Origin of the sequence: Shouchella rhizosphaerae, from assembly GCF_900142675.1 — a bacterium.
GTDB classification, from domain to species: Bacteria; Bacillota; Bacilli; order Bacillales; family Bacillaceae_D; genus Shouchella; species Shouchella rhizosphaerae.
This window is the reverse complement of sequence record NZ_FRBS01000007.1, coordinates 118,155-144,095: the sequence shown is the minus strand read 5'-3', so window position 1 is coordinate 144,095 and position 25,941 is coordinate 118,155. Positions and strand designations below refer to the sequence as shown.

The following is a 25,941-nucleotide window of genomic DNA, read 5'->3' as shown; positions in this document are numbered from 1 at the left end:
CTCCATTATTGCAGTTTAATATGCAAATCGCCTGTTTTCGCCCAGCCAATCCGTTTGATTAACTCATATAACGCCAATGAAATGATCCCTGGCAAAATGATGCCTGTGCCTATAAAAATGAACAAGCCTGTTATTCCTTGTGTGGAAAAAATCGTAATAGGCGCAATCAAAGAATTCAAGCCTAAACCGGCAAGCTCATACGAAACTTGGAACTGAAAGGCTAGTGAAGCAATCGGAGCGCAAATAATTGCTGCGGCAAACGGAGGCAAACAGAGGCGCGGGTTTTTAATTAAATTGGGAAACTGTACTTTTGGCGTGACAAGCCCTTGGGCAAGTAACGCCCCAGCATCGTTTTGTTTCCAAGACATAAGGGTGAAACCGACAAACTGAGCTGTGCAACCAATTAATGCTGCACCACTTGAGATCGGGTCCATTTGCAAGGCAATCGCAAGTGCAGCCGATGAAGCTGGTGTCATAAGCAAAATGCTCCATGTGAGAGCGATGGCCATTGGAGCGATAATAGGCGATCCTTGTACAGACGTAGCCAATTGCGCGCTTATCCATTCTAGCATCGGTGTCGTAACAGCTGCCATAACAAGTCCTACAAGCCCGCCAACAAAAATACCGGAAAAAGGAATTGCCATCATATCCAGTTTCGTCTTTCCAGTTATTCGTTTGCCGACATAAGTCGCAGCGACTGCTGCAATAACAGCGCTCACAGGTTGTCCTGGTGCGAGAACTGGCAGCCCTTCGACAAAACTAATCGCATTGCCGCCCACCGTACTCGAAGCCATAGCTGCATAAATGACGAGCGTGTTTCCTCCTAGCTGGTAAGCGATCCCGGCGCCAATTGCTGGAGCGAGTAGAATTTTAGTAATGGAGCCAATTGTGACAAACGCACTCCAACCAAAAATATTGCCGAAAGATTCAAACAAAAGTCCAATACCTAACGTAACAAGCACTGCATTGGCGACCCCTGCAGATGCTTTATACATCCGATCAATTACGTATGATTTCATGCTGTCTCCCATCCTTACAATATTTCATTTATCTGTCTATTTTTAGTCTCCGAAGCATCATAACACCTTCTAGCGTGCCTTGCAAATGTTTTTTGCCAGTGGGCAACGTACCGTTAACAGCTATTCATTGCACTTTGTCTGAAGATATGGTTCACTTTAAGAAGAACCACTAGGGGAGCCATCTGGCTGAGAAAAGCGCTGCTTTGACCCTTTGAACCTGATCTGGCTTGTACCAGCGTAGGGAAGTGGAGAACAATTGCTTATTCATGTAAAGCAACTCTCCTTTCTTTGCGTCAGGCATCCCTTTGTGGAAAAAAAGGAGGAGACGATTTTTATGAGTTTTACTGCCGAACTTCGCAAAACCGCCGACCCGATTTACAAAGCCATATTTAGCCATCCGTTTGTACAAGGTATTGGCAAAGGCTCGTTGCCCGCAGATTCCCTTATTCACTACGTCAAACAAGATTTTGAATACTTAAATACGTTTATGCAAATATACGGCATTGCTATTAGCCGGTGCGAAAACCGCGAAGACATGGCGATGTTCGCGGAACAAATTGGCTTTATTTTGCACAGTGAAACACACCCTCACCATAATTTTTGCAAGGTGGCAGGCGTCCGCTATGAAGATTTGCAATATGAGCCTCTCGCCCCAACTGCCCACCACTATACACGCCACATGCTTGATGTCGCCCACCGTGGTTCTCTCGCCGAAATATTGGCTGTGCTTCTGCCTTGTCCGTGGACATACCAAGCGATCGGCGACTATTTGTACGAAACGTTCCAGCCAAAAGCGAACCATCCATTTTTCGACTGGATTTCCTTTTACCGCTCAAACGGAGAAATGGGGGTAACGAAACAATTTTGTAAACGCCTCGACGAGCTTGCGGCACATGCTACCGAACAAGAAAAAGAACGGATGCAAGACCATTTTTTAAAAAGCTGTCAACTAGAGTATAGTTTTTGGGAAATGGCTTATGTAAAAGAAAAATGGCCGGTTGCTTATTAACAGTGCTCCGGCTTATCGTTCAAATATGAGGAGGTTCCTATGCCAAAGCGTTGTAGTTGGGTAAGTAACAGCCCCCTCTACGAGCACTACCATGATAGCGAATGGGGGCGCCCTACTTATGACGACCAACAGCTATTTGAAATGCTTATGTTAGAGCTTATGCAATCAGGATTAAGCTGGCTAACTGTCTTAAAAAAACGAGATGCGCTCCGAACAGCATTCGCTAGCTTTAACTGGGAGTCATTGGCCCGTTTTACAGAAGAAGATGTGGCGCGCTTAAAAGAAATGAAAGCGATCATTCGCCATGAAGGAAAAATCCGTGCCATTCTTACAAATGCGGCTGTAGCTCGTAAACTTGCAAACGAGCATGGCTCCTTTGCCCGTTTTATCTGGTCCTTTGCTCCAAATAAACAGGACAACCTTTCCGAACAAGCTATAGCGCTAAGCAAAGCGTTAAAATCTGCTGGTATGGCCTTTGTTGGGCCAACCACTTGCCAGTCTTTTATGGAAGCTGCTGGCTTAGTCAACAGCCATGAACAAGGCTGCTACCTTTATCAACCAGCAAAATAGGAATTTCTGTTTTAGTAGACAACAAAAAATAGGTTGTCGGCAAAGTCGCTAACCGCAATCAGACTGATAGAAAACGCTTGTCAGACGAGGAGTGCAGCCGAGGGAAGATGCGAATAGAACGGGGGTTCATGAGCATATGAGTGAGGCAAACGACGAAGTATGCGAGCGTTTGTCTACAGTCTGAGGTTGTCGGCAAATGCCGACAACCTCCACTGACTAAATTATTTCGCGCCTTGGTCTGTTTGCTTGGCTAATACTTCAAGTGAAGCAGTATAAACAGCTCCTTGGTATTCATTGCCTGCATTCTCGTCTAATTTCACGCCAAAATTAAGATCAATGTATTGGCCTTCATCCAATTGCCAAAATTCGTTGTCAGGTCCTTGCAAGCTGCCATCGCCAAGCACAAACTGATCAGCATTTTCGTCATAAGCTTGTTCATCAATTAAGGCAGCTACAACTTCAACGCCATTTGCCTCGGCCGTATGTGAAAAAGACTGAACTTCATTAGTAATGCCATTAAACAATTGGTCTAACTTATATTGTGCATCTTCATACACATCCCTGCCTGGCGTTGTTGTATACTTAATCGCAATGTAGCCAACTTTATACGCATCGATGGGTACATTCAAGTCGACAGAGTGGTCATAGGTTGCTTGCAAATGAGTGTCAAGGGTGCCTGTATTTTCAATTGAGAGCCAATCGCCAAAGATTAGCTGTGAAGGAGCAAAACTTTCCGCTTGAACGATGTTGCCGTCAATGTCCTCGCCATGGTTAATTTCCAGCGTTCCATTTTTAATTTCCCCAGTAGCAGACGTTTCCCCTGTAAACCATGAAAACGACCCTCCTGAGCCGAGAACAATAACTAACGCTCCTACAAAAGCTGTAGCGATCATGGCTAATTTCAATGATTTTACCTTTTTCATCAAGAAGCCTCCTTGCGTTTTTTTTGGATGGTTTCGTAGAACGATAACAGCAAATACCCAGCAATCGGCACGACAATCAACAAACCATAACCAATTGGTTGATTGATTTTTTCAGCAACTAAACCAACTTTAGGAATGGTGAACATATGGGTGCCGACAATTTGTTCTTTTACGATTGGGTCTTCGTCTACAACGTTGTTGTTATCGCCTTGCGTCTTATAATACGTCTTTCCATTGCTTTCAAACTTCTCAACAATCCGGTGTGTGAACAAGCGCCGTTCAGGAGCCATAAACGTTACAACATCGCCAATGCTAGGCTCCTCATTCTTTTTCATGATGACCACATCTCCGGCGGAAAATGTCGGCTCCATGCTGTTGGACAAGATGGTATAGCTTGTCCAGCCAAACAGCTCAGGTCCTCTGCCGTCACTGCCCTTTCCTTGAAGGACAAAAAAGAGAACGAGGAAGAACAAAAACGATGCAATCCCGGTAATCGCCAATTTTCCGATTGTTATCCACATGTTGACCATAAATAAACCAGCTTCCTCAAAAAAAGGGGACCCCCCTTCTTTATTAAGATGCAAAATCGAAAGCATAGACAGGCGTGCCAATTGGTTGCGCAACCAATGCTTCTTCTGAAACATACGTGCCAAACGGAATTCGATATACTTCACTTTGGTCAGCGACGTTTGTCAACGTCATATACCCTCCGTACAACCCTTCTGCTGCCGTTTTCGGTGCAATGAGAAAGGCATTGTTCTCGACTGTCTCGCCTGCTGGCACCGTAATCGTTGAATTGGTTTGCAGAGTAAGGCCATTCTCTCCGGCAGGAAGCGTTCCATTGGCAGTGTGGAAGGATGCATGTACATTGAATGTCTTTGCTTCAGTACCGCTATTTGTCAAGCGTAGGCTGTGACGTTCCCGGATATTGCCTGCATCCGTACTAACGAAACCAAAGCTTAACCCGCCTGTTTTGTCTTGAATCAAGGCTAAAAGGTCGTCCTCGACGTGGTAACTGTCAATCGATGCCTGAATCATGACCGTTGATTCAATCGCAGCCACTGGGTTGATCCGGCCTGCCCCTATTTCAAACACATTGTATTCCTCTGTCATTGGCACAGCCGTATTCATTAATTTGGTCTTGATGTCCGCAGGTGTCTGTTCTGGATTGGCTTGAATCATGAGTGCCGCAACCCCGGCCACGTGAGGGGAAGCCATCGACGTACCGGACGAGCGTCGATAAGCAAACTCATAATCGCCAGTGAACTCCGGTCCTGCCATATAGCTTGGTACGGTAGAATGGACATCGACCCCAGGGGCAACAACTTCCGGTTTAATTGCCGCTGTGTAGTTGACCGGCCCCCGTGAACTAAAATCGGCTAGCAAATCACCGGTCGTCACGCTTCCACTCATTTCGCCAAATGTTACTGTTGCCCCATCTTCCAATAATGAAGCGATCGCCTCTCCGTCCTCATAAGTTAAAGAAAAACTAGGGACATAGTTGTGGCCCGCACCAGCATAGATCGGATTATGGCCATCCCCTGGAAGATTGTTATAAATAATGATTGCCTCTGCTCCTGCTGCTTTAGCGTTTGCAATTTTATCAACAAATGCAAGTTCGCCACGAATCACAAAAGCGACTTTTCCGCTTACGTCTACTTGTTCAAATTCTGCAACGGTACCAAGCCCGGCATCAACTAGCTCAAGCGTTTGGTTGCTGAAATCCTCTAGGTTGCCTGTAAACGATTCGGCAATGACACGGAGGTCGCCTGTCAGCTCTTCCTCTCCTAATTGATACGTACTCGAAAATTCAGGGATCGTAAGAGAAACATTGCTTGCCCCTACAGAAATAGGCAATGCTGCTGCCCCAGGAGCGCCTACTGTGCCGAGCCCATTACGGCCATTGTTTCCAGCTGATGTCACAACCGTCACTCCAGCCAAGGTAGCATTGTTTGTTGCTATGCTCGTCGGTGCTATTGGATCGTTGGCATTGTTTCCGAGTGATAGATTGATCACATCCATGCCATCCATTACGGATTGCTCAATGCCAGCAATGACATCAGCCGTTGTTCCGGAGCCATACGGGCCGAGGACACGATAGGCATACAAATCGACTTCAGGGGCGACGCCAGTGACAGCATATTCTGAATCATTTTCTCCTGTTCCTGCCACGGTACCGGAGACATGTGTGCCATGGCTCGTATAATAGGAGCTTCCATTTGCATTAAATTCTGGCATTCCCGAGTTTTTCCAGTCCTCATAAGTCGCTTCCATTGGGTCGTCATCATCGTCGACAAAGTCATAACCGCCTTTGTATACAGCTTTTAAATCTGGATGTTCGTAGTCAATGCCTGTATCAATAACACCGACTTTTACACCTGCTCCTTTCAGTCCTTGTTCATGGAGCTCATGAACACCGAGGAAAGGAATGCTGTCGACCATCATTGCTTCCACAGGCTCATCAACGGCCTTTTCCTCAACAGGCTTGATTAACTCAATGACATCATTGCTATAAATCGCTTTTACGCCTTCACGTTCAAGCAATTCTTCCACTTTGTTTGCTGGCAAGTTTACAGAAACTCCATTAAAAATGGTCGTATATTCCCGTTCTACATAAGAAGAAGCGTTCTCGGACGTATCTAGCACATCGGCCAATGTTTCTTTAAATTGCTCATGCGATTCTTCTACATTTTCCCGTGCTTCTTCCTCTGTCAAATCGTCTTCAAGCTCTTTCGAAACAGCAAGGGCCACTTGTTCTGGAAGTTCATCAAACTCGACAATAACCGAAACGTCTTCTTTACTGGCCAAATCAATCTCATCAGCTAAAAAGAGCGATTGCGCCTCGCCCCTTTCAGCGATTGCCAACTGGGGCACAACCGGTACAGAGCTTGCCACCATACAAAGAGACAGCGCACTCATATACATCGTTTTACGTCCGCTTAATGCACGCGCTTTTTTCAAATAAAAACACCCTTTCTGAATCTTTTTGTCATGCATAACCGAATTATATCGAAAATGCAGAAAACAACAACAAAATTCATAGGGCTTTTGTCTATTCAAGAAATCGTCATTTCCCCGAGAAAATAGAACTATTTTTTCATTTTTAGGCTCCAGAAAAGACTGTGCCAATACCTTTTTCTATTTTCCCAACTCATCTTCAATTTTTAACTGAAAGAAAAAAACCAGCCCTTCTCCCTATTTTTAAAACATGGTCAATTGCATAGATTAATGGCTTTATTATCCAAATGGATAAAACTTTACACTCATTTCCGGGTTTCTCCTCTACTCTTTCCACTGCTCACTATATACCCGTTAAAAAAGAGCCTGCAAGGCAGGCTCTTTTCGCTTATAACATCACGGATTTCCGCTCTTTCCCAACAAAGAAAACCATCTCTTTAAATCCAATCTCCTTTAGCATACGTTGAACTTCATGATAATCATCAGCAACGCGCTCAGGCGTGTGGGCGTCGGACCCAAACGACACAGACACACCATAATGGTGGGCTCGCTCTAATATTTCATGGGAAGGATACCAACCACCACAATCTTTTGTTTTTCCAGACGTATTGACTTCGATTGCGACCTGTTCATCGGCAATCACTTTAAGCGTTTCTTCAATAATGGGTGTTTCAATAGCTGAGAACGCTGGATAAAATCCTTTCATGGCATCAATATGGCCAAGCACTTGAAACATTCCACTTTTTGCAGATTGTTGAATCAGTCGATAATAGGCCTCTTTCACTTCGACACGCTCTGCCTGATTTAACCCTTCCCAACGCCCTTTTCGAAAAATGTTGACCTCATTTACATAATGGACGGAGCCAATAACGTAATCAAAAGGGTATTTCTCATACATACGTTTGTACAGATCTTGGTGGTCTGGAAAAAAGTCGCTTTCCATTCCTAGTAGGACATGGATTTGCTGCTTATACTTTTTCTTTAACGCCAGCACTTCTTCGACGTAGTTAGCTAATTCGCTTTTCCCCATCGCAATGCCCGGATACAGTTGGTCTTCATCGCTGTAAAAATACGGCGAGTGGTCAGCAATGCCAATATAGTCCATCCCTTTTTCAATCGCCGCCTGTATGTAATCTTCTATCTCCCCAAGGGCGTGGCCACAGCGATGGTGGTGGGTATGCAAATCAAATACAACAGTCATCAAATCGCTCCTTTCTTATTGTGCAGCCTTATTATACAACTTTCCTTTCGGACGGTTTAGCGAAAAAGACCGCCCTTCTTGGCAAAGGACGGAAAACAGCCAGTGTATGGTCAATCGTTTATGATCACAAGCTTGCCAATCATGTTTCCTTGTTCTAACAGCCGATGCCCTTCTTTAAGCGTTTCGGCATTCATCGGTGAAAGCGTTTTTGTCATTGTCTGTTTTAATTCACCACGATCAAACATAGCAGCTATATCGACTAACAAGCGATGCTGTTCAATTTGATCTTCTGTTTGGAAGACAGGACGGGTAAACATCAGTTCCCAAGAAAAAGTAACGCTTTTCGAACGTATTTTGCCCATATCAAGAGGCCGTTTATTTTCAACGATCGCACAAATGGCGCCTTGAGGCTTGATGCAAGCAGCCATCCCATCCCAATGCTCATTCGTGTCAGCCATGCAGAAAATATAATCAACGTCTTTATAGCCAAGCTCTTGAAGTTGAGGAAGCAATTCCTGTTTGTGGTTAATCGTATGATGGGCGCCCATGCTTTTGCACCATGCTGCCGTTTCCTGTCTTGAAGCAGTCGCAATGACATTCAAGTTCGCTTTAGCGGCTAATTGGATCGCAATGGAGCCAACGCCTCCAGCTCCGCCAATCAGCAAAATCGATTTCCCTGCATCCCCTTCGCTAATCCGCAGACGGTCAAACAATGCTTCCCAAGCGGTTATAGAAGTTAACGGCATCGCGGCTGCTTCTGCAAAAGATAACGATTTTGGCTTTGGTCCTACAATTCGTTCATCCACCAGTTGAAATTCGGCATTCGATCCTTGCCTCGCAATATTGCCAGCATAATAAACTTCATCGCCTACATCAAATAGCACACATTCTTCGCCTACAGCCTTTACAACCCCGCTCGCATCAAAACCGAGAATACGAAGCGCCTCCTCCGTTTTGTCTTTAGGAGCTCTTACTTTCGTATCAACGGGATTGACAGACACAGCCTTTACTTCGATCAGTAAATCCCGACCGCTTGGCACAGGATCTGGTACTTGTTCTTCTACTAAACTCTCCTTGTCATCAATCGGCAAATAGCGGTACAACCCAATTGCTTTCATGTGAACCAGCTCCCTTTTTTTGAGTTTTATAAAACCATTCCCAGAAAAGCGAGAAGCAAACATTTGGCTAACTTATGGGAGAATGCACAGAAATGACAGTCGAACTCTCTAGCGCTCAACTGTCATTTTTTTAATCACTTGCTCGTGCCCAGCAACTGGCCTGCCCTCTTGGGCACCACCTGTTTCTGTCTCTGTTTGTTCGGCGATCTCATCGACTACGTCCATGCCTTCAATCACCTTTCCGAAGGCAGCATAGTCGCCATCAAGGTCTAAAGCATCTTCATGCAAAATAAAAAACTGGGAGCCGGCTGAATCCGGTTCTTGCGTTCTTGCCATCGAAATGACGCCACGCTCATGGGAGAGGGGGTTATCAATACCATTATTTGAAAACTCACCTTTAATTTCATAACCTGGACCACCTGTGCCATCTCCATTTGGATCGCCACCTTGAATCATAAACCCTGGTATTATCCGGTGAAATGTCAGGCCGTCATAAAAACCATCTTCCACAAGCGCGACAAAATTATTGACTGTTTTAGGAGCAATCTCTGGATAAAGTTCTAATTTCACAATGCCGCCATTTTCCATTTCCATTGAGACAATGGGTGTCTCTCCCACAGCTACGTCCGGTGCGCCTTCTTCATTTTGCCCTTGCTTGCTGTCGGTTCCTCCGCACGCTGCAAGCGTCAACAAAAAGCAAGCCACAATGAACATGCCGATCTGTTTCTTATTTATCACTCATCTTCATCCCCTGTATCAGCAGAGCCCGACTCCTGCTCTTCCGTTTGCTCATCTTCGTCTTCTTCTGCTTCCTGCTCAAGGCTCTCTAACTCTTCTTTATCCTCATCCACAACGACGACACGGGCAGCATCTGCTTCCTGTGGTATAGTTTCCTCTACATTCCCTCTTGGCACCACTTCTACAACGAGGCCACTCTCTAAGTCTTGTGATTTTAATGGTTCATATTCGTCCTCATCGACAAGCTCTAGTACTTCGGTTGCTACGTCGTAATGAAAACGCGTGCCAGATTCATAATGGCCATCTTCCCCTAAAACAAAGAATGTGTTTTGCTCTTCATTGACATTCGATACAATTCCTTTAATGGAATATTCTTTTGTTAAAATGACAATTTTTGTCGCTTTCGTTTCTTCTGGCTGTTGAGACGTTGTTGGTTCTCCATACACTTCTACTTCTAGCTCGGGCTTTAGAAAGGACTGGTCGACACGTAAATAATCATTTAAGTGTTTGACATATATTTCCGTTCTTCTATTTATAAGGACATTCATTTGCGGATTTGCGTCTACATCAAACGAAGTGATCGTTGGTGCAGGTTCGCTGCTTTCCCCAGAAACGCCCACGCTTTTGGCGTCTGCATTCGCTTGGTAATCGCCCTCAAATTCGACGTCTACAATCGTCCCTTCCGTTTGAACAACATCATCTTCTGTCAAAGAGATGCCGTCATTTTGTCCGCAGCCTGCCAAACACCATAGCGCACCTACAGCAAACAGGACTTGCTTCAACGCATTTCACACCCCTCTTGCTCCTTTTTACCTAGTATAACCGATTCTATATTTGATGTAGGGGATTCAAGCAGATTTCATTAATATCACACAACCAATTTGACAAAAGCCCATAGTTTGCTTTCTTTTGGTCGTTGACAGTCACCATGCTATACTGTTTGTTAAACAAAAGCAATCACGATGATTTAATAGGAGTACGATATGGAATTTACCGTTCAATATTTATCTTTTTATGCCGTTCAAGTCGACCATGAGACGGATACAAAACAATATAGCCATTACCAAACTTTAGACACCGATGCTTTTGAAAAAAGCCCCCTTTCTGCCTTTTTAGAAGGGGAGCTAAAAAAAATCGTCAAACGAAAAGCCCAGCACCATCCAAATTCAGACGCAGCGCCGACTAAAATCGGCCGCTTTGTCGCAGAACCTGGCCATCCTTTAAGTTCTAATCCAAATTATAACCTCTTTCAACGCGCCTTAACGGCCGACTCAGTTGCTGCTTTCCAAAAAGAAAGCGAAGCCTTTGTGAAAACCTATCTACAGACAAGCGCAGTACGCGGAGGCGTCTTTTTAGTTTGCAAAGCTGTGCCCAAAAAGTATTACAGTGACTTATTTTTATTCGTGCTCAAATGCGATTTTCAGGAAAACGTCGCCACGCTTGCCGATTCCAAAACACTGATTAAAAAAGTCGAACGGGCTATTACAACGAAAAATATGAAATCAATTCAATACCCACATATGATTGAGGAAGGCATGGTGGAACAAGCGGAAGTCAAAATCCACCAGTCTTCCCACGCCCGATACTTCGAAGATTTTCTTCCTTACGTCGAATATGGCGATTCAATGCCGCAAATTTTGCGGACACAGGTACAAACGATTATGGAAGAACATGCAGAGGAAGCATTTGCCCACTCTGTAGAAGAACGCAACGCTTTCACCGAAAAAATCGAGCTTTGGGCTTCAAGCGAAACGAGAGAGCTGCAAGAACAATTTTCTACCCATGAAGTGATGGAAGCGTCTGCACAAATCGCCGAACATGCGCCTGATGCTTCGACACGAATGAAGCTCGGCGACACAGACATTAAAGTGCCCATTGCTGAATTTGGCGAAACCGTCCATTTAGCAAAACTCGGCGACCGTTATATGCTGCTTGTCGAGGCAGATCAAGTCCAGTTTGACAAGCATGTATCGCCAATTGAGTTTTTAAAGCCAGAAGATGTTCAAACCGTGTTTGAGCGCATTAAAGCAAAGTCCTTGTCTGTCCAGCAATAAGGGGGTGTCTAGATGTTGACGCATGAACTGGCAAATGAAATTGTCACACGGACAATGGACATCGTTCCTAGTAATGTGAACATCATGAATGCAGAAGGGGCCGTGATTGCAAGCGGTGAAAAAAAGCGGCTTTTTAACATTCATTCGATTGCAGTCGACGTTTTGCGAACAGGGAAATCGATCTCTATCAACCCAACTGGCGACTGCCCCTCAGGGACAAAACCTGGGATCAATTTGCCGATCCGTTTTCAAGGGAAATCAGTCGGCGTCATCGGCATAACGGGGAATCCCGTGGAGGTGGCGCCATATGCCGAGCTCGTGCAAATGGCAGCCGAATTGTTAGTCAACCAAGCTTATTTAAGTGAGCAGCTTCGGCAAAACGAACGAATTGCCTACCAATTACTGCGTGCCTTAGTCGTTGGCGAAGTCGAAAACGAGCGTACTTTTATGGAAAGGCTCCAAGCAACTGGTCTTGACTCCCTTTTCCTGCCGCTGCGCGCCTGGGCGTTGTCAAAGGCGCACGAGCAAACATTCCCGAAAGAACTCGGCCATTTTTTCCAATACGAAGAGCGTGGAGAATTATTCTTTTTTGAAACACGTCCTGAAGAAAAACGGTTCGAATCGTTCTTGCAAAAAAACAACTGCTTGCTAATCGCCACGTCAGGGCCAGTCGCCCATTCCTTTGGCACCGTTGCTTCCTCATGCAACATAGCCAGGGCAGCACTGTCTCTTTATGAAGAAGACGTACCCACCACTGAAAAGCGTCTGCTCTACTTTGAGGAAACAATGCTTGAAGGACTTGCATTCGAGTGGCAACAATCAGGAACGATTCAACCTTTTTTGGCGCTACTCTCTCCACTGCTCGCATCTAATCAATCTGCTGAACTGATAGAGACCATCAAACAGTACTTTATTCATAATGGCGATATTAAGAAAATCGCCAATCACCAATTTGTACACAGCAATACAGTCCACCACCGTTTAAATAAGATCAAGGCGCTGACTGGAAAAAACCCAAAAGTGATTCGTGAGTTAACTGATTTGTTTATCGCCTGTTTGCTGTACCAATTAAATGGTATACAAGCACAAGGAAAACTCTTGTAGATTCGTTTTCTTTGTGCTTCGCCACAGTGCTTACAGGCTAGCGTTGCTTTATAATTGTTATTGTAACCGATTTCAAATATTGAATTAAATGCAACGGCGCCTAGCGTAACTGTGAAGTGGAACGTTGCTGACAGTGCGAGTCCCTTCACATGGTTTACTTAGCGCAATCGCATTTAAAACTCGGCACCCGCTCCTCAATAGCGACGGATGCTATCCACGATTCCATGCACGAAAGGAGAAAACGATGCAAAAAATTTCAATTGCTCCTGATTCGTTTAAAGAAAGCTTGACAGCCCTCCAAGCAGCACAAGCGATTAAAGCAGGATTTAAACGAGTTTTCCCCCATGCCATTTACGAATGCATCCCTATGGCCGACGGAGGAGAAGGAACAGTTCAATCACTCGCCGATGCACTTGGCGCTACAATTCGTACAGCTACTGTAACAGGACCTCTCGGCAACCAAGTCGAAGCAGCCTACGCCTTCGCCAAAAAAGAACAGATAGCAGTTATTGAAATGGCAGCTGCGTCTGGCTTGCATCTCGTGCCAAAAGATAAGCGCGACCCGCGGAAAACAACAACGTTTGGAACAGGCGAGTTAATAAAAGACGCGCTGGAACAGGGCGCTAAACGGATTATTCTCGGTCTAGGCGGCAGCGCTACGAATGATGGCGGCGCAGGTTGTGCACAAGCACTTGGCATCCGCCTCGAAGATGCCGAAGGGAAAGAGCTTCAACAAGGCTGTAGCCCCCTTATTAAGCTTGCTCGTATTCGTACAGAAACAAAGCATCCCTTGCTTGCGGATGCTTCGCTTGAAATTGCCTGTGATGTCGATAATACGCTGCTTGGTCCAAAAGGGGCTTCAGCCATTTATGGCCCGCAAAAAGGCGCTACCCAAGAAATGATCGCAGAAATGGAAAGGGCGCTCACTCATTATGCAGCCGTCATTAAACAACAGCTCGGCAAATCTGTTCAGCACATTGCTGGCGCTGGCGCGGCAGGCGGTTTAGGAGCAGGATTGCTCGCCTTCTTTCAACCAAGAATCGAGTCTGGCGTTACGCTCGTTTTAGAAGCAACCGGTTTTCATAAGCGAATTGCTGGTTCAGAGCTGGTTGTGACAGGAGAAGGACGGCTCGATTCGCAAACCCCTTACGGCAAAACACCAATAGGCGTGGCGAAAGCAGCCAAAGCACAACAAATCCCTGTCATCGCCGTAGCTGGGCAATTAGGCGATGGTTATGAAGCGATCTTCGACCATGGGATTGACGCAGCCTTTTCTCTTGTCCCAGGCGCGATCCCATTGGACGAGGCAATTGCCAATGGGGCCGCCTACTTAGAAGCCGTTGCAGAGCAAATCGCTCGAACGTACGCACTGGGTTTGGAAAACAACCGAAACGACTAATTTACATGGCATTCTCCCCTTTCTGTTTGCATACGTTGTAAGGAAAGGGGTTGTCTGTTTCTATGGCCATTTTGAGGCACTCATTTAACGCTGTAGCCGGCATCTTAGTTTTTCTCGCGTCCCTTTATTTAAGCTCCCATAATGAAAACGTGGAAGGCACCAGGCAATTCGCTCCTGCCTACTTGTTGTTATTTGTTGTATGGGTATGCGGCTTCTCCCTCCAATTTCGTCCATCTACACGTCTTACCGGCATTGCGATTACGCTCGTCCCACTGTTTTTTTTGTTGTTTTCCTTTTTCTTTCATATTGAACGAGGCGGGCTTTTTTAACGATAAGAAGCAGGCAACATAATAGCAAAAAGGGTTCTGACTGTTTCATCAAAACCCTTTCCCGTTTTTTCATTTATCCTGTGCATCCAGTCTGCTAAAAAGAGAGCCGTTTCCCTTTTATTCTCCACTTCGAGCCCCAGACTACCGCTTGTACGTTAGATTTTTTTATATTTTCCTTCGTAATAAACAAGCGGCTCTCGGTCTGTAACGAGCACATCCCTCACTTTGCCGAAAAACAACGTGTGGTCACCTTGCACGACAGTATCGTGAACATCACAGGCAATTGTCGCAATTGCCCCTTTTATCGCGGGAATGCCTGCAAACTCGCTAAAGTCGACATGGGCCAACTCTTTTTGCCCGGCAAAATGCATAGACAATTCTTCATGGCCTGTGGCCAATATATTGACCGAATAATTTCCGGATTGTTCGATAATCGGTTTCATTCTCGCTTTATTAGCAATTGAAACGACAATCAACTTCGGCTCTAGGGAAACAGACATAAATGCATTTGCTGTCATGCCATGGTTGTCATTTTCCCACTTCGTCAATACAACAGTGACGCCTGTGGCGAACTTTCCCATCGCCGCTTTAAACAAACGATCATCCATCGATATAACCTCCTCTAGCGCCAATTGCTGTATACGCATTTCTTTCCAGTCCATAATAGCCAGAAAGATTTAAACTTTGCAAGGATAAGGTCTTCTGCATGGAATACACCAATTGCTTTGCCTACACTTACGTTTATGCAACATACAGGCCATTTACAACTCGTTTCCGGCGTGGACGTTCGTTTAACCTTTACAAACATTGTTTTCGTTCCCACGAAATTGGAAAAAGCACCCTCTCTGCTACCTACTTTTGCAAAAATGCGTTACACTAATGAAGAATGCATCACTATTGTGAACGTGCCCAACCATAAGCACATATGTTAAGAAAGAAAGTAGGCGATACGATGATAACACTTAAATCGAAGCGTGAAATTGCGCTAATGCATGAAGCGGGGAAATTGCTAGCCGATTGCCATAAAGAAATTGCGGAACGGATCAAACCTGGAGTGACAACAGAAGAAATTGACCACTTCGTTGAATCCTACTTAAAAAAACATGGCGCAACCCCGGAACAAAAAGGCTATAACGGCTATAAATACGCCACGTGCGCGTCAATCAATGATGAAATTTGCCATGGGTTCCCACGAAAACAGCCTTTAAATGAAGGGGATATTGTCACGATTGACTCTGTTTTTAACCTTAATGGCGCCCTTGCCGATTCAGCTTGGACTTACGCGGTGGGGAATGTATCCAAACAAGCTTCAGATTTGATGAAAATTACCCATGAAGCCCTTTACAAAGGGATTGAACAAGCACACGTAGGCAACCGCCTAGGCGACATCGGTTACGCGATCCAATCTCATGTGGAGCAAGCAGGCTATTCCGTTGTCCGCGACTTCACTGGCCATGGAATCGGACCAACGTTGCATGAGCCGCCACAAGTGCTCCATTTTGGTGCTCAAGGCAAAGGACTGCGCTTACGAGAAGGAATGGTCATTACGATCGAACCGATGGTAAACATCGGCAAGTACAACAGCACGCTTGATGCTAACGGTTGGACAGCGCGGACAGTTGACGGCACATTGTCTGCCCAATACGAGCACACGGTCGCAATCACAAAAGACGGCCCATTGCTATTGACCGACCAACAAGAAGAACGCCCGTTTTAGTCTGATAATACGATTGACTTTGTCGATAACACAAAAAAGGCAGCTAAATTCGCTGCCTTTTTTACATCTATAAGTCTTGCGACAAGCGGATCATATCGACACATGGCAAACCGTTCTCTTCAATAGGCTCTTCGTAATGACGCACAAAGAAATCACGGTCCACATGAGTGATGCGAAACCCACATTTTTGATAAAGCATTAATTGGCTCGCTCCTGAGTTCCCTGTCCCTACTTCAATCGTTTTATAACCCTGTTTTTTTGCTGTTGCTACCGCATGCGACACAAGCTGTTTCCCGATTTTTTTGCCTTGGTGTGCCTCTTCCACAGCGACGTTGACGAGTTCAACCGTATCTGGTCGGGTCGGCACTAACACATATTCGCCAATAATCGTGCCTTCTTCATCCTCTGCTACATAGCATGTGCCCCGCTGGCAATAGTCTTGGACAAGTTTTTCAGACGGATCTGCCAATAGCAAGAGTGTCCATGGCAACGGTTCGCCCGCTTCTAGCCTTCTAATGTTCATGCAGCTAACAACTTTTCCACAGAAGCCAGTTCGACACAGACAGACACGACTTCCATTGCTTTTTTCAACTCTTCAACAGACGGGAATGTTGGTGCAATCCGAATGTTGCGGTCACGCGGGTCTTTTCCATAAGGGAATGTGGCTCCAGCACCTGTCAAAATAACACCAGCTTCTCTCGCCAAAGAGACAACGCGCTTTGCACAGCCATCTAGCGTGTCAAGGCTAATAAAATAGCCTCCTTGCGGTTCGGACCACTCGGCAATGCCTTTTCCGCCTAACTCCTCTGTTAGTGTGCGGTTGACTTGATCAAATTTTGGTTTGATCAGTTGGGCATGTTGTTTCATAAGTTCGCCAACGCCGCCAATTTGCTCAAAGAAGCGCACATGGCGAAGCTGGTTGATTTTATCGTATCCGATCGTTTGCACTGACAGCTGCTTTTTAGCGTAAGCAAGGTTGGCTTCTGAGCTAACGAAGGCAGAAATGCCTGCTCCAGGAAACGTCACTTTCGATGTGGATGCAAACATGTAAACGCGATCAGGGTAGCCAGCCTGTGCACAAGCAGCAAAAATATCGGCTAGTTCATCTGGTGTGTCTGTCAAATGGTGAAACGCGTAGGCATTGTCCCAAAAAATGCGGAAATCTTCAGCCTTGGTTTTCAATGCAGCTAGACGTTGAACGGTTTCATTTGAATAAGTGACTCCACTAGGGTTGCTATATTTAGGCACGCACCAAATGCCCTTAATCGTTTCATCGTTGGCCACAAGCGCCTCTACTTGGTCCATATCCGGCCCTTCAGCGGTCATATTAACAACAATCATATCGATATTAAATAATTCACAAATGGCAAAATGGCGATCATACCCAGGGGATGGGCATAAAAATTTCACTTTCGGCAGCTTTCCCCACGGCGTCTGTCCCTCACCTGTCCCAAACAACACCGCGCGGGCGACCGCGTCATGCATGAGGGACAAGCTCGAATTGCCGCCGACAAATACGTTGCTTGCTTGTACGCCGAGCAACTCGCCAAAGAGCGCCTTTGCTTCAGGAATTCCATCCAGCTGGCCATAATTACGAATATCGCCATTGTGGGTTGCTTTCACATCTTCTTCCGATAAAGCACGGAGGAGGCCATGTGAAAGGTCAAGCTGTTCTGGTCCAGGTTTTCCCCTTGACATATCAAGCTGTATGTTTTCCATTTTGTACATGTTGTATTGCTTTTCCAATTCTTCTTTTCTTAACTCCAGTTCCGCCGTCGACAAATTTTTCAAATCGCTCATGCTGTGCAACTCTCCTCGTTTTAGCTTCTATCTATTTCATTGTAGACCAGCTTTATTCAAATGTTCAACTGCATGATAACACTTTTAAAAAAATCGAAAAATGAAAGAGCGATTGGGACATTTTAATTGGGGGAGACTAGGCAAAGGTCGGCGATGATTGCATTAACGTGCACAGCGTTTCCATTACGAGCAGCTATGACATTAAAATAGAGCTTGGCAAGCGCTACTAGATGCCTTGCTTTTCCAACACACCTATGGTATTTTTAGAGCGCTTTTTCCATACTGTTCCTATTAAATTAGGCTCGACGTATTTCCTAATAGAGTGGAGTGAGATGCAATGATTCGCCAAGGCACGCTGAACGATTTGCCACAAATCGAGCAAATCGCCATCGATGCAACCAAGCAAATGAACTTAGAAGGCAGCGATCAATGGACGAGCGCCTATCCTACAGCTGCCCATTTTCAGGAAGACATCGAACAAGGCACTCTTTATGTTTATCTAGAAAACATGAGGATTGTTGGTTCCATTTCAATTGATCAAAACCTTCCAGTTGAATTTAACGAGTCCCAATTAAGCTGGAAAACGAAACACGAAACAGCCGGAACGTTTCATCGTTTAGTTGTTGACCCAGCTGCCCAACAAAGCGGCGTTGCTGTAAAATTGGTTCAGTTCGCCGAATCGTATTGCCGCGAGCAAGGCTTGGCTTCTTTGAAAATGGATACATACTCGAAAAACAAGAAAGCGCAAAAGCTGTTTGCCAAACTCGGGTATAAACCAGTCGGAACATTTTACTATCCGAATAAAAAAGACCCGTTTTTTGCTTATGAAAAAGCATTAACATGAATCTAGCAAAACAAAAAAGAAGGGTACCCCTTCTTTTAATGCTTTTCCAATTTACTCATATCTAGCTCGTAATCGCCCTCTGCTGCTTTAGCTGGTTTAGCGTTAAAGATGCTGTCGCGGTTAATGTTCAACTTTTCTGCTGCACGGTCAGCGTAAGGGTCGATCAACTCCGTATCTTCATTCAACACGAATTCCAATGCATTGATTTGCGTGCGCAAACGTTGCATCGTCCGGTCTAGGTAAATGTAAACTTGCTGGTCATGTTGGCTCATGTTTTTAAAACTTTGTTCGTCGACTTTCATTTCTTTAACCTTATTAATACACTTGCCCAATTCTTCTCTTAAAATATTGCGTTGTTCTTTTACGGTTAGTACGCTTCTCATTTCTGTCATCCTTTCAGAATGCCATTAGTTTTTTGGGAAAGCCCATAGTGCATTTACTACAGTATAAATGTTTTATTCAAAAATATCAGCTCATTGCAGACATTTCCTCATAGATTTACAAAATCCGTAATTGACAGCTACCAAGAGCTGCGTTATTATAATTTCTAATTCGAGATGATTAATTTCGAGGTGAATCCATTGAACCAAAGCCAAACAGATTCGCTGAAGCTGTTTACGGTGATGACGAAAGCGCTTCAGTCTGTGCGCATAAAAGCGATTGCCGATATTAAAAAACACGGTTTTAATCCAACCGAGTTTGCCGTGCTAGAGTTGCTTTATTCAAAAGGCGAACAGCCAGTCCAAAAAATTGGCGAAAAAGTGTTGATTGCTAGCAGCAGCATTACCTATGTCGTTGATAAGCTTGAAAAAAAAGGGATGATTGTCCGCAAGCCATGCCCAACGGATCGGCGTGTGACGTTTGTTTCCCTTACAGAAAAAGGGCATGATTGGATGGCTGACATCTTTCCCCGCCATGCTGAAGCAATTGACACCATCTTTGCTTCTCTTGACGAGGCAGAAAAACGCCAGCTCATTGATCAATTAAAGAAAATCGGTTACTATGCCGCTCAACTTCCTTGATGGGGGGGCGGCACAAAAGCCGCTTTTCCAAACAGCTCGCAGCAACAGCCCGTTCCTCGTCAAGACTCGTCTTTCTACTGCGTTCGTTTGCGCAAGAATGGCCTCTGCTTTCTTTTCCTTTTCTCGCTTTCTCTTTCATTCCATTTTCATCGGCTTTTCCGATTTTCAACAAAGAAACGATTGACATTGCCGCTTAACAGTTGTAAAGTGAAGCATGCAAGAAAACGATATATTCCTCGTTAGGTGAGGCTCCTGTGCAGGAGATACGCTGCTACCCAAAAATGTCCAAAGACGCCAATGGGTCAACAGAAACCATCGACATAAGGTGGTTTTTAATGTAGCTGGCAATAGCCTATGCCGCACAGTGCTAAAGCTCTACGAATGGAGGCTATTTTTACGCATGCGCGTTTATTCGCGTTTATTTATCATGTGTTCGAACACCTCCATAGAGGTGTTTTTTCATTTTCTTATAAAAGGTGGTGGTGTGGGATGGATAGTTTGCCCAATCCGAGGTTAGGCTGTTATCGAATGATCATAAATAAAATAATGGAGAGGGTTCCTCCTGCGCCACGTGGAAGCAGCCCTCTCGTTTAGGGGGGATACACATGGATCAATTAAAAACCGATCGGAAACGAAATGAATATAAAAAACAAATCGTCAAACACCTCGTCTCCCGGAATCTCCGCGCTTTTCGGGAAACCTTTCTAGAGCTTCATCCCGCAGACCAAGTCGAGTTGTTCCATGAAATTGAAGTGGCACAACAAAAGCAAGTGCTGCTATTTTTAAGCCCAGCGGAATTCGCCGATTTGTTTGAAGGACTTGAGCTTGAAGACCAGCTCACGGTATTCCAAGGCCTCAGCTATCAATACGCTGTTTCGATGTTCAATAACATGTCTGCCGACGATGTTGCCGACTTTCTCGCTGAAATTGAACCGGAACGAGCTAAAGACATTTTAAGTTCCATGGATATGGAAGAGGCAAAACGAGTCGAAGAACTGATGGCCTATGCGCCAAAAACAGCTGGCGCGATTATGACTAAAGAATTTGTGCGCTTGTCCGTCGAATCAACCGCCAAGGAAGTCATTGAGGAACTTCGTGAATCAGCACCGGATGCGGAAACGATCTATTATTTATACGTGGTTGACAAAGACCAACGTCTTGCTGGCGTTGTCTCATTACGTGACCTCATTATCGCCGTCCCAGAAATGACGGTTGACGAGATTATGAGCACACAAGTCGTATCGGTCAACGAAAATGAAGACCAAGAAGACGTTGCCCGCCTGATCCAAGAATACGACTTTCTCGCCGTTCCAGTCGTGACGCCAGACAAGCGCCTCGTCGGCATTATTACCGTCGATGACGTGATGGACGTCCTTGAGGAAGAAATTACGGAAGACTTTGGCGAGTTTACTGCTTCCCGGGGCGCCACCGACTTGTCGTTGACCGCCTTTACCGCCGCGAAAAAACGGGCGCCTTGGCTGATCCTCCTCATGTTTTTTGGTTTGATTACGGCTAATATTATTGGCCAGTTTGAACAAACACTCGAGCAAGTCGTCTTACTGGCAGCGTTTATGCCGATGTTAATGGGAACGGCCGGCAACACCGGCACACAGTCACTCGCTGTAGCCGTCCGCGGGATTGCCACCGGCTCGTTTGAGCGGGGCGGCGTTATGAAAACAGTGAAGCGGGAACTTGGTACAGGCATTATGCTTGGCATTACATGCATGATTGTCCTTATGGGCATTATTAGTTTGTTTTACAAAGGGAATTTCTTGCTTGCTTTTATTGTCGGCATCTCCCTTTTCTTTGCCTTAAGCGTCGCGGCCGTCATTGGCGCTACCGTCCCTATCATTATCAACAAGCTGAAAATCGACCCTGCCGTTGCTTCTGGCCCGTTCATTACTACAATGAACGACATCGTCAGTTTGCTGATTTATTTTACAGTCGCAACGACATTGATTGACAAACTGTAAAAACAATCTAGGTTTCTGCTTTTTCAAATGTCGAGTGGAAATGAGCGTGACAACAACTTACCGTCCTGATCCAGGGCGGTTCTTTTTATCCTTTTCGCCCCTAATGCGGCTCCTGTTCTGCTATCTTAACCAGCCTTTTTTCTGATAGTACGAAATCGCTTCAATCCGGTTGCCGACTTCGAGTTTATCGAGAATAACCGACACGTAATTGCGCACCGTTCCGTTTGTTATCTTCAGCTCATCAGCAATTTGCTGGGTCGTGCGTCCTTCGGCAATAAGCTTAAGAACTTGCTCTTCTCGCTCCGTAAGTGGCGTTTCATTGTGGTAGACCATATCAACCAATTCAGGTGCGTAAACTCTACGCCCATCCATAATCGTGCGTATCGCAGCAGCCAAATCCTCACTTGGACTATCTTTTAGCAAGTATCCCTCAACACCTGCTCGCCGAGCCCGTTCAAAGTAGCCTGGCTGTGCAAAGGTGGTCAACACCATGACTCGACAGGAGTGGTCTTTCAGTTCATAAGCAGCATCTAACCCATCCATGACAGGCATTTCAATATCCATAATACATATATTCGGGTTTAACGCTTTAACCAATTTAATCGCTTCTTCGCCGTTGTGCGCTTTGCCAACCACTTTCATATCAGCTTCAAAATCAAGAAGCGCTCCCAGAGCCCCTAACATCATTTGTTGGTCTTCAGCTATGACAATTTCAATCATTGTACACTTCCTCCGTCTTTTTCACCGGTAACTGGAACACGCATAGCCACCAAGAATCCGTCTTGCGACTCGTAATGCAAGTCCCCATTAATAAATTCTAGCCTTTCTTTCATTCCTTGGAGCCCGCCCTGTTTCTCATCTGTCTTGCCAGTGAGGCCGTTTCCATTGTCTTTTATCTCCATGCAAAACTCTGTCGGTGTCTGGGCAAATGTAATCGTACACCTATCCGCTCCGCTATGTTTCACGATGTTGGTCACCGCTTCTTTAAGGCACATACATAGAACATTCTCAAGAAGAGGTGGTTTTTTCAACAATGCATCATCTTCCCCTTTTATCTTCAACTCCACTTCCGCCGCCGTAAGAATTTCTTTTATCCGTGCTATTTCATCACTTAAACGGCTACGTTTTATATCAGATACAATCTCTCTCACCTCATTAAGAGTGGTTCGGGCGATCTTTTGAATTTCCTGTAACTCTATATTGGTTTTTTCTTGATCGATCGGTAGCCACTTTCTCGCCAAGTCACTTTTTATACCGATCAACGAAAGCTTTTGGCCAAGCGTATCATGGAGATCACGGGCAATCCGCTGCCGTTCTTCCGCTAATAACAGTTGTGCTATTTTTTCATTCGCTGTCTCAAGCTGACTTTCAAGTCGCTCCCGTTTATGGCGGTTCGAAATGGTAAACGGCAATAAGAGAACGCCAATTAACGCAATGGCTATAAATGGGAGCTGAACCATAAACGTCTCATTCTGAATGTAAAAGCCAATCGTTGTGGCAGCAGCCGTAGTCGTTACATGTGCAGCATATATAGCAAAGAACCCTTTTCTGTTTTGTACATTCCCGATGAAAAAGGCGAGAAACAAAGCGAAATAAATATACCCAAAATAAACCGTCATCCCAATGTTAATGGCCATTTCAATTGCCACTGACATATACATCGTCCAGCCTTTTTTAATGAAAGACAGTCGGTATGTTGTAAAAAACAGCATAATCATAATGCTGCCGATTGTAATCTCAATAAACGTTGCCGATGAAATCACAAAATAAAAGGGCAAGACACAAAAGATAATCCAAACATAGAGGCTTAAGCCCGTATTCTTAGGAAAAATATGAAACCAATTTTGCACTGTATTCCCTCCTTGCTCTAGTATACCAAGTAGCGCGTTGAATAGCCTTCCCCGCAAACAAAAAAGGCTATTCTAATCGAACATTAGATAGCCTACACGGATTCATTATAAGGAGCGATGGGCCGCCAGCTTCATCTTTCTCATCTTTTTAAAGTCTCCAAAACTAACGAACGTCTTATTCTTCTCATCAAACAAGCGAAATTTTAGTGACGCTAAGCTTGTCGCAAGGGTGATGGTAGTGGCTTTTTGTAATGGCACCACTTGTTGGTGTGTCTTTTCCAGATTGTAATTAGGCACTTTAGGGCTTAAATGATGGACATGGTGGAAGCCAATGTTACCCGTTATCCACTGCAATGGCTTCGGCAACTTGTAATAAGAGCTGCCCTCCACAGCCGCCTTCACAAAATCCCATTCGGCTTCATTTTCAAAATAGGAATCTTCAAACTGATGCTGAACGTAGAAAAGCCAAATACCGGCTGCACCCGCAATAAACATAAGCGGCCCTTGCACCAAAAGAAACGCTTGCCAGCCAAGCAACCAAATGCCGGCTGCATATAGCGCCACTATTGCCACATTGGTAACATGTGTATTGAAACGCTCCTTACGTTTCGCCCCTCTTTTATTCAACCGATTTTCAATTAAAAACAAATAGAGTGGCCCAAGCCCAAACATGATAAGCGGGTTGCGGTATAACCTGTACGCTGCTTTTTTCCAGATGGAGGCTTGTTCATACTCCTCAATCGTTAACAACCAAATATCGCCTGTGCCTCTCTTATCCAGATTTCCGCTAGTCGCATGGTGCATCGCGTGGCTCCGCTTCCACTTTTCAAAAGGGAAATGAGTAATGATGCCCAAAAATGTCCCTAGCACCCGATTGGCCTTGGCGTGTTTAAAAAAAGAACCGTGTGTACAGTCGTGGAAAATAATAAACAACCTGACAACAAATCCACCGCCTATTACCGAGAAAAGCAGCGACAGCCAAATAGACAGAGACAGGCTTTGATAAGCAGCCACCCATAGAAATGCTAGTGGTAACACCGTGTTACAAAGTTGCAGAAGACCTGCTCTTGTATCTGCTTGCGCGAATGTCGCCGCTTTACGTTTAAGGTTCATTTGTTTTGTTTGGCTCTTCATGGCTCACTCCTCCAGTCATTCTGTATGGATTCATGATACGAAAATCAATCAGCCATTTACAGTCACATCTGTCAGGAGCGTTACATGACAAATGTCATGTAGGGTGGGAAGGCTTGCCAAAAGCCCACTCCTCCATTTAAACGCCAAACAAAAGAACAAGATCGAAATAGTTAATCACGGTTTCTATCGATGTGGCCTCTCTTACCACTCTGTGACAATGTAATCAATTAAATGGTTGTCTTCGTTTTTACGAAATTTGCTAGCAGATACGCCTACAGTCTTTTTAAATACTTTTGTAAAATAATTGGGGTCATCCATTCCGACTTGGTAAGCCACTTCCGCAATGGTGTCATCGGTTTGCGCCAGCAAAGAGGCCGCTTTTTTAATGCGAATAATCGTCACATAGTTCATTGGCGTAATGTTTAATTCTGTCTTAAACTGCTTTATAAAATAATATTTCGACCAGCCTGCTTCTTGTGCGATTTCCTCTAATGTCAGTGGTCTTGCATAGTTCGCTTCAATATAACGGATTGCTCTTGCAAGGGGTTCTTTTACTACTTGTTTCGGAGGAACTTCTAGAAAGCGGAAACACGACAATATAAATTCATATGCTTTTTGTGAGCCTGTATAGGAGTCTTGGATTTCTCCAGCTGCCGTTTCGGCATACAATTTAAACAAACGACGAATTGGTTCGCTGTCTTTTTGTAAGGAAAAAACGGGCCCGTACTTGTTCTCCATATGTTTTTGCATACGCAACGCTTCTTTTCCTTCAATCGTGACATAAAGAAATTCCCACGGCTCTGTCTCTTCTTCTGGATAGTAATAACAATGGGCACTTGGCAACGAAACGAAAAAAGCTTGGCCCGCTTCCACTTTATAAAGTGTCCCTTCATGGACCAATTCCCCGTAGCCTGAAAGCGTGTATTGAAACACAATTTTTTCTCGTTCCATCCGTTTTGTGCCATCCCAACGATAAGCTTGATCGGTTTGTGTTTCCCAACCCACATTCCATAAATTCATGACAAACGGATAAGGCTGTTCCTGAAAACGAAAGCCATAGGAAACGTTTTCACTTGTTTTCGACATTGCGCTCCCCCCTTTCTCCCAGTATAAAGACAACCGTTATGAAAGCGCAATATTATCCATAAATCAAACAGCAATTTTCTACTGTTTTCACAG

At 44.9% G+C, this 25,941-nt stretch carries 26 protein-coding genes and 2 riboswitches; of the genes, 10 read left to right on the top strand and 16 right to left on the bottom strand.

What is annotated here, in order from left to right; all coding sequences use genetic code 11:
- Positions 1 to 5 precede the first annotated feature (5 nt).
- A complete protein-coding gene (locus BUC05_RS18935; protein ID WP_035205005.1) occupies positions 6 to 1,031 on the bottom strand; it encodes a PTS sugar transporter subunit IIC in 1,026 nt (341 codons plus the stop codon).
- Positions 1,032 to 1,180: 149 nt separating this feature from the next.
- Positions 1,181 to 1,280: riboswitch (TPP riboswitch) on the top strand.
- Positions 1,281 to 1,353: 73 nt separating this feature from the next.
- Between BUC05_RS18935 and tenA the strand changes: the two genes are divergently transcribed.
- Together tenA and BUC05_RS18925 are read left to right on the top strand one after the other, a co-directional pair.
- The gene (gene tenA, locus BUC05_RS18930) at positions 1,354 to 2,028 is read left to right on the top strand and encodes a thiaminase II (RefSeq protein WP_011245611.1); all 675 of its coding nucleotides are present in this window, start codon (positions 1,354 to 1,356) and stop codon (positions 2,026 to 2,028) included.
- A gap of 39 nt (positions 2,029 to 2,067) precedes the next feature.
- Complete coding sequence (locus BUC05_RS18925) at positions 2,068 to 2,598, top strand: DNA-3-methyladenine glycosylase I (RefSeq protein ID WP_035205008.1); 531 nt, start codon at positions 2,068 to 2,070, stop codon at positions 2,596 to 2,598.
- A 221-nt stretch (positions 2,599 to 2,819) separates the two neighbouring features.
- On the opposite strand, the gene BUC05_RS18920 is transcribed toward BUC05_RS18925, so the two are convergent.
- The 7 genes from BUC05_RS18920 to BUC05_RS18890 form a co-directional block, all read right to left on the bottom strand.
- A complete protein-coding gene (locus tag BUC05_RS18920; protein WP_011245609.1) occupies positions 2,820 to 3,521 on the bottom strand; it encodes a TasA family protein in 702 nt (233 codons plus the stop codon).
- Positions 3,521 to 4,051, bottom strand: a complete 531-nt coding sequence (locus BUC05_RS18915; RefSeq protein ID WP_011245608.1) for a signal peptidase I — start codon at positions 4,049 to 4,051, stop codon at positions 3,521 to 3,523. Before BUC05_RS18915 ends, BUC05_RS18920 begins: the two co-directional genes overlap by 1 nt.
- A 43-nt stretch (positions 4,052 to 4,094) precedes the next feature.
- A complete protein-coding gene (locus tag BUC05_RS18910; protein ID WP_073305719.1) occupies positions 4,095 to 6,482 on the bottom strand; it encodes a S8 family serine peptidase in 2,388 nt (795 codons plus the stop codon).
- Between the two features lie 385 nt (positions 6,483 to 6,867).
- A complete protein-coding gene (locus tag BUC05_RS18905) occupies positions 6,868 to 7,680 on the bottom strand; it encodes a histidinol-phosphatase (RefSeq protein WP_011245606.1) in 813 nt (270 codons plus the stop codon).
- Positions 7,681 to 7,790: 110 nt separating this feature from the next.
- Positions 7,791 to 8,798 carry a zinc-binding alcohol dehydrogenase family protein gene (locus tag BUC05_RS18900; protein WP_035205013.1) on the bottom strand — a complete coding sequence of 336 codons (1,008 nt, stop codon included), beginning with the start codon at positions 8,796 to 8,798 and terminating at the stop codon, positions 7,791 to 7,793.
- 108 nt (positions 8,799 to 8,906) lie between these two features.
- Complete coding sequence (locus BUC05_RS18895; protein WP_208610219.1) at positions 8,907 to 9,536, bottom strand: peptidylprolyl isomerase; 630 nt, start codon at positions 9,534 to 9,536, stop codon at positions 8,907 to 8,909.
- A complete protein-coding gene (locus tag BUC05_RS18890) occupies positions 9,533 to 10,318 on the bottom strand; it encodes a hypothetical protein (RefSeq protein ID WP_011245603.1) in 786 nt (261 codons plus the stop codon). Before BUC05_RS18890 ends, BUC05_RS18895 begins: the two co-directional genes overlap by 4 nt.
- Before the next feature lie 201 nt (positions 10,319 to 10,519).
- Between BUC05_RS18890 and BUC05_RS18885 the strand changes: the two genes are divergently transcribed.
- The 4 genes from BUC05_RS18885 to BUC05_RS18870 all read left to right on the top strand — a co-directional run bounded on the left by BUC05_RS18885 (position 10,520) and on the right by BUC05_RS18870 (position 14,422).
- The gene (locus tag BUC05_RS18885; protein ID WP_035205016.1) at positions 10,520 to 11,590 is read left to right on the top strand and encodes a DUF3900 domain-containing protein; all 1,071 of its coding nucleotides are present in this window, start codon (positions 10,520 to 10,522) and stop codon (positions 11,588 to 11,590) included.
- A gap of 12 nt (positions 11,591 to 11,602) precedes the next feature.
- Positions 11,603 to 12,694, top strand: a complete 1,092-nt coding sequence (locus BUC05_RS18880; RefSeq protein WP_051881245.1) for a CdaR family transcriptional regulator — start codon at positions 11,603 to 11,605, stop codon at positions 12,692 to 12,694.
- A gap of 244 nt (positions 12,695 to 12,938) precedes the next feature.
- Complete coding sequence (locus BUC05_RS18875; RefSeq protein WP_035205018.1) at positions 12,939 to 14,093, top strand: glycerate kinase family protein; 1,155 nt, start codon at positions 12,939 to 12,941, stop codon at positions 14,091 to 14,093.
- Positions 14,094 to 14,155: 62 nt separating this feature from the next.
- On the top strand, positions 14,156 to 14,422 hold the full coding sequence (locus tag BUC05_RS18870) for a hypothetical protein (protein WP_051881246.1): 267 nt from the start codon (positions 14,156 to 14,158) through the stop codon (positions 14,420 to 14,422).
- A 155-nt stretch (positions 14,423 to 14,577) separates the two neighbouring features.
- On the opposite strand, the gene BUC05_RS18865 is transcribed toward BUC05_RS18870, so the two are convergent.
- Positions 14,578 to 15,030, bottom strand: a complete 453-nt coding sequence (locus tag BUC05_RS18865; protein ID WP_011245599.1) for a flavin reductase family protein — start codon at positions 15,028 to 15,030, stop codon at positions 14,578 to 14,580.
- Positions 15,031 to 15,374: 344 nt separating this feature from the next.
- On the opposite strand from BUC05_RS18865, the gene map reads away from it, so the two are divergent.
- The gene (gene map / locus BUC05_RS18860) at positions 15,375 to 16,139 is read left to right on the top strand and encodes a type I methionyl aminopeptidase (protein ID WP_035205020.1); all 765 of its coding nucleotides are present in this window, start codon (positions 15,375 to 15,377) and stop codon (positions 16,137 to 16,139) included.
- 67 nt (positions 16,140 to 16,206) lie between these two features.
- Here map and BUC05_RS18855 read toward each other — a convergent pair whose 3' ends face one another.
- Positions 16,207 to 16,662 (bottom strand): GNAT family N-acetyltransferase, encoded by a 456-nt coding sequence (locus BUC05_RS18855; RefSeq protein WP_011245597.1) that lies wholly within the window; start codon positions 16,660 to 16,662, stop codon positions 16,207 to 16,209.
- Entirely contained in the window at positions 16,659 to 17,939 is a 1,281-nt protein-coding gene (locus BUC05_RS18850) for an aspartate aminotransferase type Ic (RefSeq protein ID WP_035205022.1), read from the bottom strand. Before BUC05_RS18850 ends, BUC05_RS18855 begins: the two co-directional genes overlap by 4 nt.
- Before the next feature lie 337 nt (positions 17,940 to 18,276).
- Between BUC05_RS18850 and BUC05_RS18845 the strand changes: the two genes are divergently transcribed.
- Complete coding sequence (locus BUC05_RS18845) at positions 18,277 to 18,783, top strand: GNAT family N-acetyltransferase (RefSeq protein WP_035205024.1); 507 nt, start codon at positions 18,277 to 18,279, stop codon at positions 18,781 to 18,783.
- A 35-nt stretch (positions 18,784 to 18,818) separates the two neighbouring features.
- Here BUC05_RS18845 and BUC05_RS18840 read toward each other — a convergent pair whose 3' ends face one another.
- Positions 18,819 to 19,166, bottom strand: coding sequence for a hypothetical protein (locus tag BUC05_RS18840; RefSeq protein WP_011245594.1), 348 nt, complete (start codon positions 19,164 to 19,166; stop codon positions 18,819 to 18,821).
- Positions 19,167 to 19,340: 174 nt separating this feature from the next.
- On the opposite strand from BUC05_RS18840, the gene BUC05_RS18835 reads away from it, so the two are divergent.
- Together BUC05_RS18835 and mgtE are read left to right on the top strand one after the other, a co-directional pair.
- Positions 19,341 to 19,805 carry a MarR family winged helix-turn-helix transcriptional regulator gene (locus BUC05_RS18835; protein WP_151210669.1) on the top strand — a complete coding sequence of 155 codons (465 nt, stop codon included), beginning with the start codon at positions 19,341 to 19,343 and terminating at the stop codon, positions 19,803 to 19,805.
- Positions 19,806 to 20,033: 228 nt separating this feature from the next.
- A riboswitch (M-box (ykoK) riboswitch) is annotated at positions 20,034 to 20,198 on the top strand.
- Between the two features lie 212 nt (positions 20,199 to 20,410).
- On the top strand, positions 20,411 to 21,778 hold the full coding sequence (gene mgtE, locus BUC05_RS18825) for a magnesium transporter (RefSeq protein ID WP_011245592.1): 1,368 nt from the start codon (positions 20,411 to 20,413) through the stop codon (positions 21,776 to 21,778).
- A gap of 120 nt (positions 21,779 to 21,898) precedes the next feature.
- Here the strand turns inward: mgtE and BUC05_RS18820 are convergent, their stop codons facing one another.
- The 4 genes from BUC05_RS18820 to BUC05_RS18805 all read right to left on the bottom strand — a co-directional run bounded on the left by BUC05_RS18820 (position 21,899) and on the right by BUC05_RS18805 (position 25,848).
- Positions 21,899 to 22,498 (bottom strand): response regulator transcription factor, encoded by a 600-nt coding sequence (locus BUC05_RS18820; protein ID WP_011245591.1) that lies wholly within the window; start codon positions 22,496 to 22,498, stop codon positions 21,899 to 21,901.
- A complete protein-coding gene (locus BUC05_RS18815; protein WP_011245590.1) occupies positions 22,495 to 23,628 on the bottom strand; it encodes a sensor histidine kinase in 1,134 nt (377 codons plus the stop codon). The genes BUC05_RS18820 and BUC05_RS18815 overlap by 4 nt, the downstream gene beginning before the upstream one ends.
- A gap of 105 nt (positions 23,629 to 23,733) precedes the next feature.
- On the bottom strand, positions 23,734 to 24,762 hold the full coding sequence (locus tag BUC05_RS18810; RefSeq protein WP_011245589.1) for a Delta(5) desaturase DesA: 1,029 nt from the start codon (positions 24,760 to 24,762) through the stop codon (positions 23,734 to 23,736).
- Positions 24,763 to 24,963: 201 nt separating this feature from the next.
- On the bottom strand, positions 24,964 to 25,848 hold the full coding sequence (locus BUC05_RS18805; RefSeq protein WP_035205029.1) for an AraC family transcriptional regulator: 885 nt from the start codon (positions 25,846 to 25,848) through the stop codon (positions 24,964 to 24,966).
- Positions 25,849 to 25,941 lie beyond the last annotated feature (93 nt).

Bases quoted from the DNA above. Each gene is read 5' to 3' on its own strand.
- BUC05_RS18935 (WP_035205005.1), bottom strand. From the start codon at position 1,031: ATGGGAGACAGCATGAAATCATACGTAATTGATCGGATGTATAAAGCA.
- tenA (WP_011245611.1), top strand. From the start codon at position 1,354: ATGAGTTTTACTGCCGAACTTCGCAAAACCGCCGACCCGATTTACAAA.
- BUC05_RS18925 (WP_035205008.1), top strand. From the start codon at position 2,068: ATGCCAAAGCGTTGTAGTTGGGTAAGTAACAGCCCCCTCTACGAGCAC.
- BUC05_RS18920 (WP_011245609.1), bottom strand. From the start codon at position 3,521: ATGAAAAAGGTAAAATCATTGAAATTAGCCATGATCGCTACAGCTTTT.
- BUC05_RS18915 (WP_011245608.1), bottom strand. From the start codon at position 4,051: ATGGTCAACATGTGGATAACAATCGGAAAATTGGCGATTACCGGGATT.
- BUC05_RS18905 (WP_011245606.1), bottom strand. From the start codon at position 7,680: ATGACTGTTGTATTTGATTTGCATACCCACCACCATCGCTGTGGCCAC.
- BUC05_RS18900 (WP_035205013.1), bottom strand. From the start codon at position 8,798: ATGAAAGCAATTGGGTTGTACCGCTATTTGCCGATTGATGACAAGGAG.
- BUC05_RS18885 (WP_035205016.1), top strand. From the start codon at position 10,520: ATGGAATTTACCGTTCAATATTTATCTTTTTATGCCGTTCAAGTCGAC.
- BUC05_RS18880 (WP_051881245.1), top strand. From the start codon at position 11,603: ATGTTGACGCATGAACTGGCAAATGAAATTGTCACACGGACAATGGAC.
- BUC05_RS18875 (WP_035205018.1), top strand. From the start codon at position 12,939: ATGCAAAAAATTTCAATTGCTCCTGATTCGTTTAAAGAAAGCTTGACA.
- BUC05_RS18870 (WP_051881246.1), top strand. From the start codon at position 14,156: ATGGCCATTTTGAGGCACTCATTTAACGCTGTAGCCGGCATCTTAGTT.
- BUC05_RS18865 (WP_011245599.1), bottom strand. From the start codon at position 15,030: ATGGATGATCGTTTGTTTAAAGCGGCGATGGGAAAGTTCGCCACAGGC.
- map (WP_035205020.1), top strand. From the start codon at position 15,375: ATGATAACACTTAAATCGAAGCGTGAAATTGCGCTAATGCATGAAGCG.
- BUC05_RS18855 (WP_011245597.1), bottom strand. From the start codon at position 16,662: ATGAACATTAGAAGGCTAGAAGCGGGCGAACCGTTGCCATGGACACTC.
- BUC05_RS18850 (WP_035205022.1), bottom strand. From the start codon at position 17,939: ATGAGCGATTTGAAAAATTTGTCGACGGCGGAACTGGAGTTAAGAAAA.
- BUC05_RS18845 (WP_035205024.1), top strand. From the start codon at position 18,277: ATGATTCGCCAAGGCACGCTGAACGATTTGCCACAAATCGAGCAAATC.
- BUC05_RS18840 (WP_011245594.1), bottom strand. From the start codon at position 19,166: ATGAGAAGCGTACTAACCGTAAAAGAACAACGCAATATTTTAAGAGAA.
- BUC05_RS18835 (WP_151210669.1), top strand. From the start codon at position 19,341: ATGATTAATTTCGAGGTGAATCCATTGAACCAAAGCCAAACAGATTCG.
- mgtE (WP_011245592.1), top strand. From the start codon at position 20,411: ATGGATCAATTAAAAACCGATCGGAAACGAAATGAATATAAAAAACAA.
- BUC05_RS18820 (WP_011245591.1), bottom strand. From the start codon at position 22,498: ATGATTGAAATTGTCATAGCTGAAGACCAACAAATGATGTTAGGGGCT.
- BUC05_RS18810 (WP_011245589.1), bottom strand. From the start codon at position 24,762: ATGAAGAGCCAAACAAAACAAATGAACCTTAAACGTAAAGCGGCGACA.
- BUC05_RS18805 (WP_035205029.1), bottom strand. From the start codon at position 25,848: ATGTCGAAAACAAGTGAAAACGTTTCCTATGGCTTTCGTTTTCAGGAA.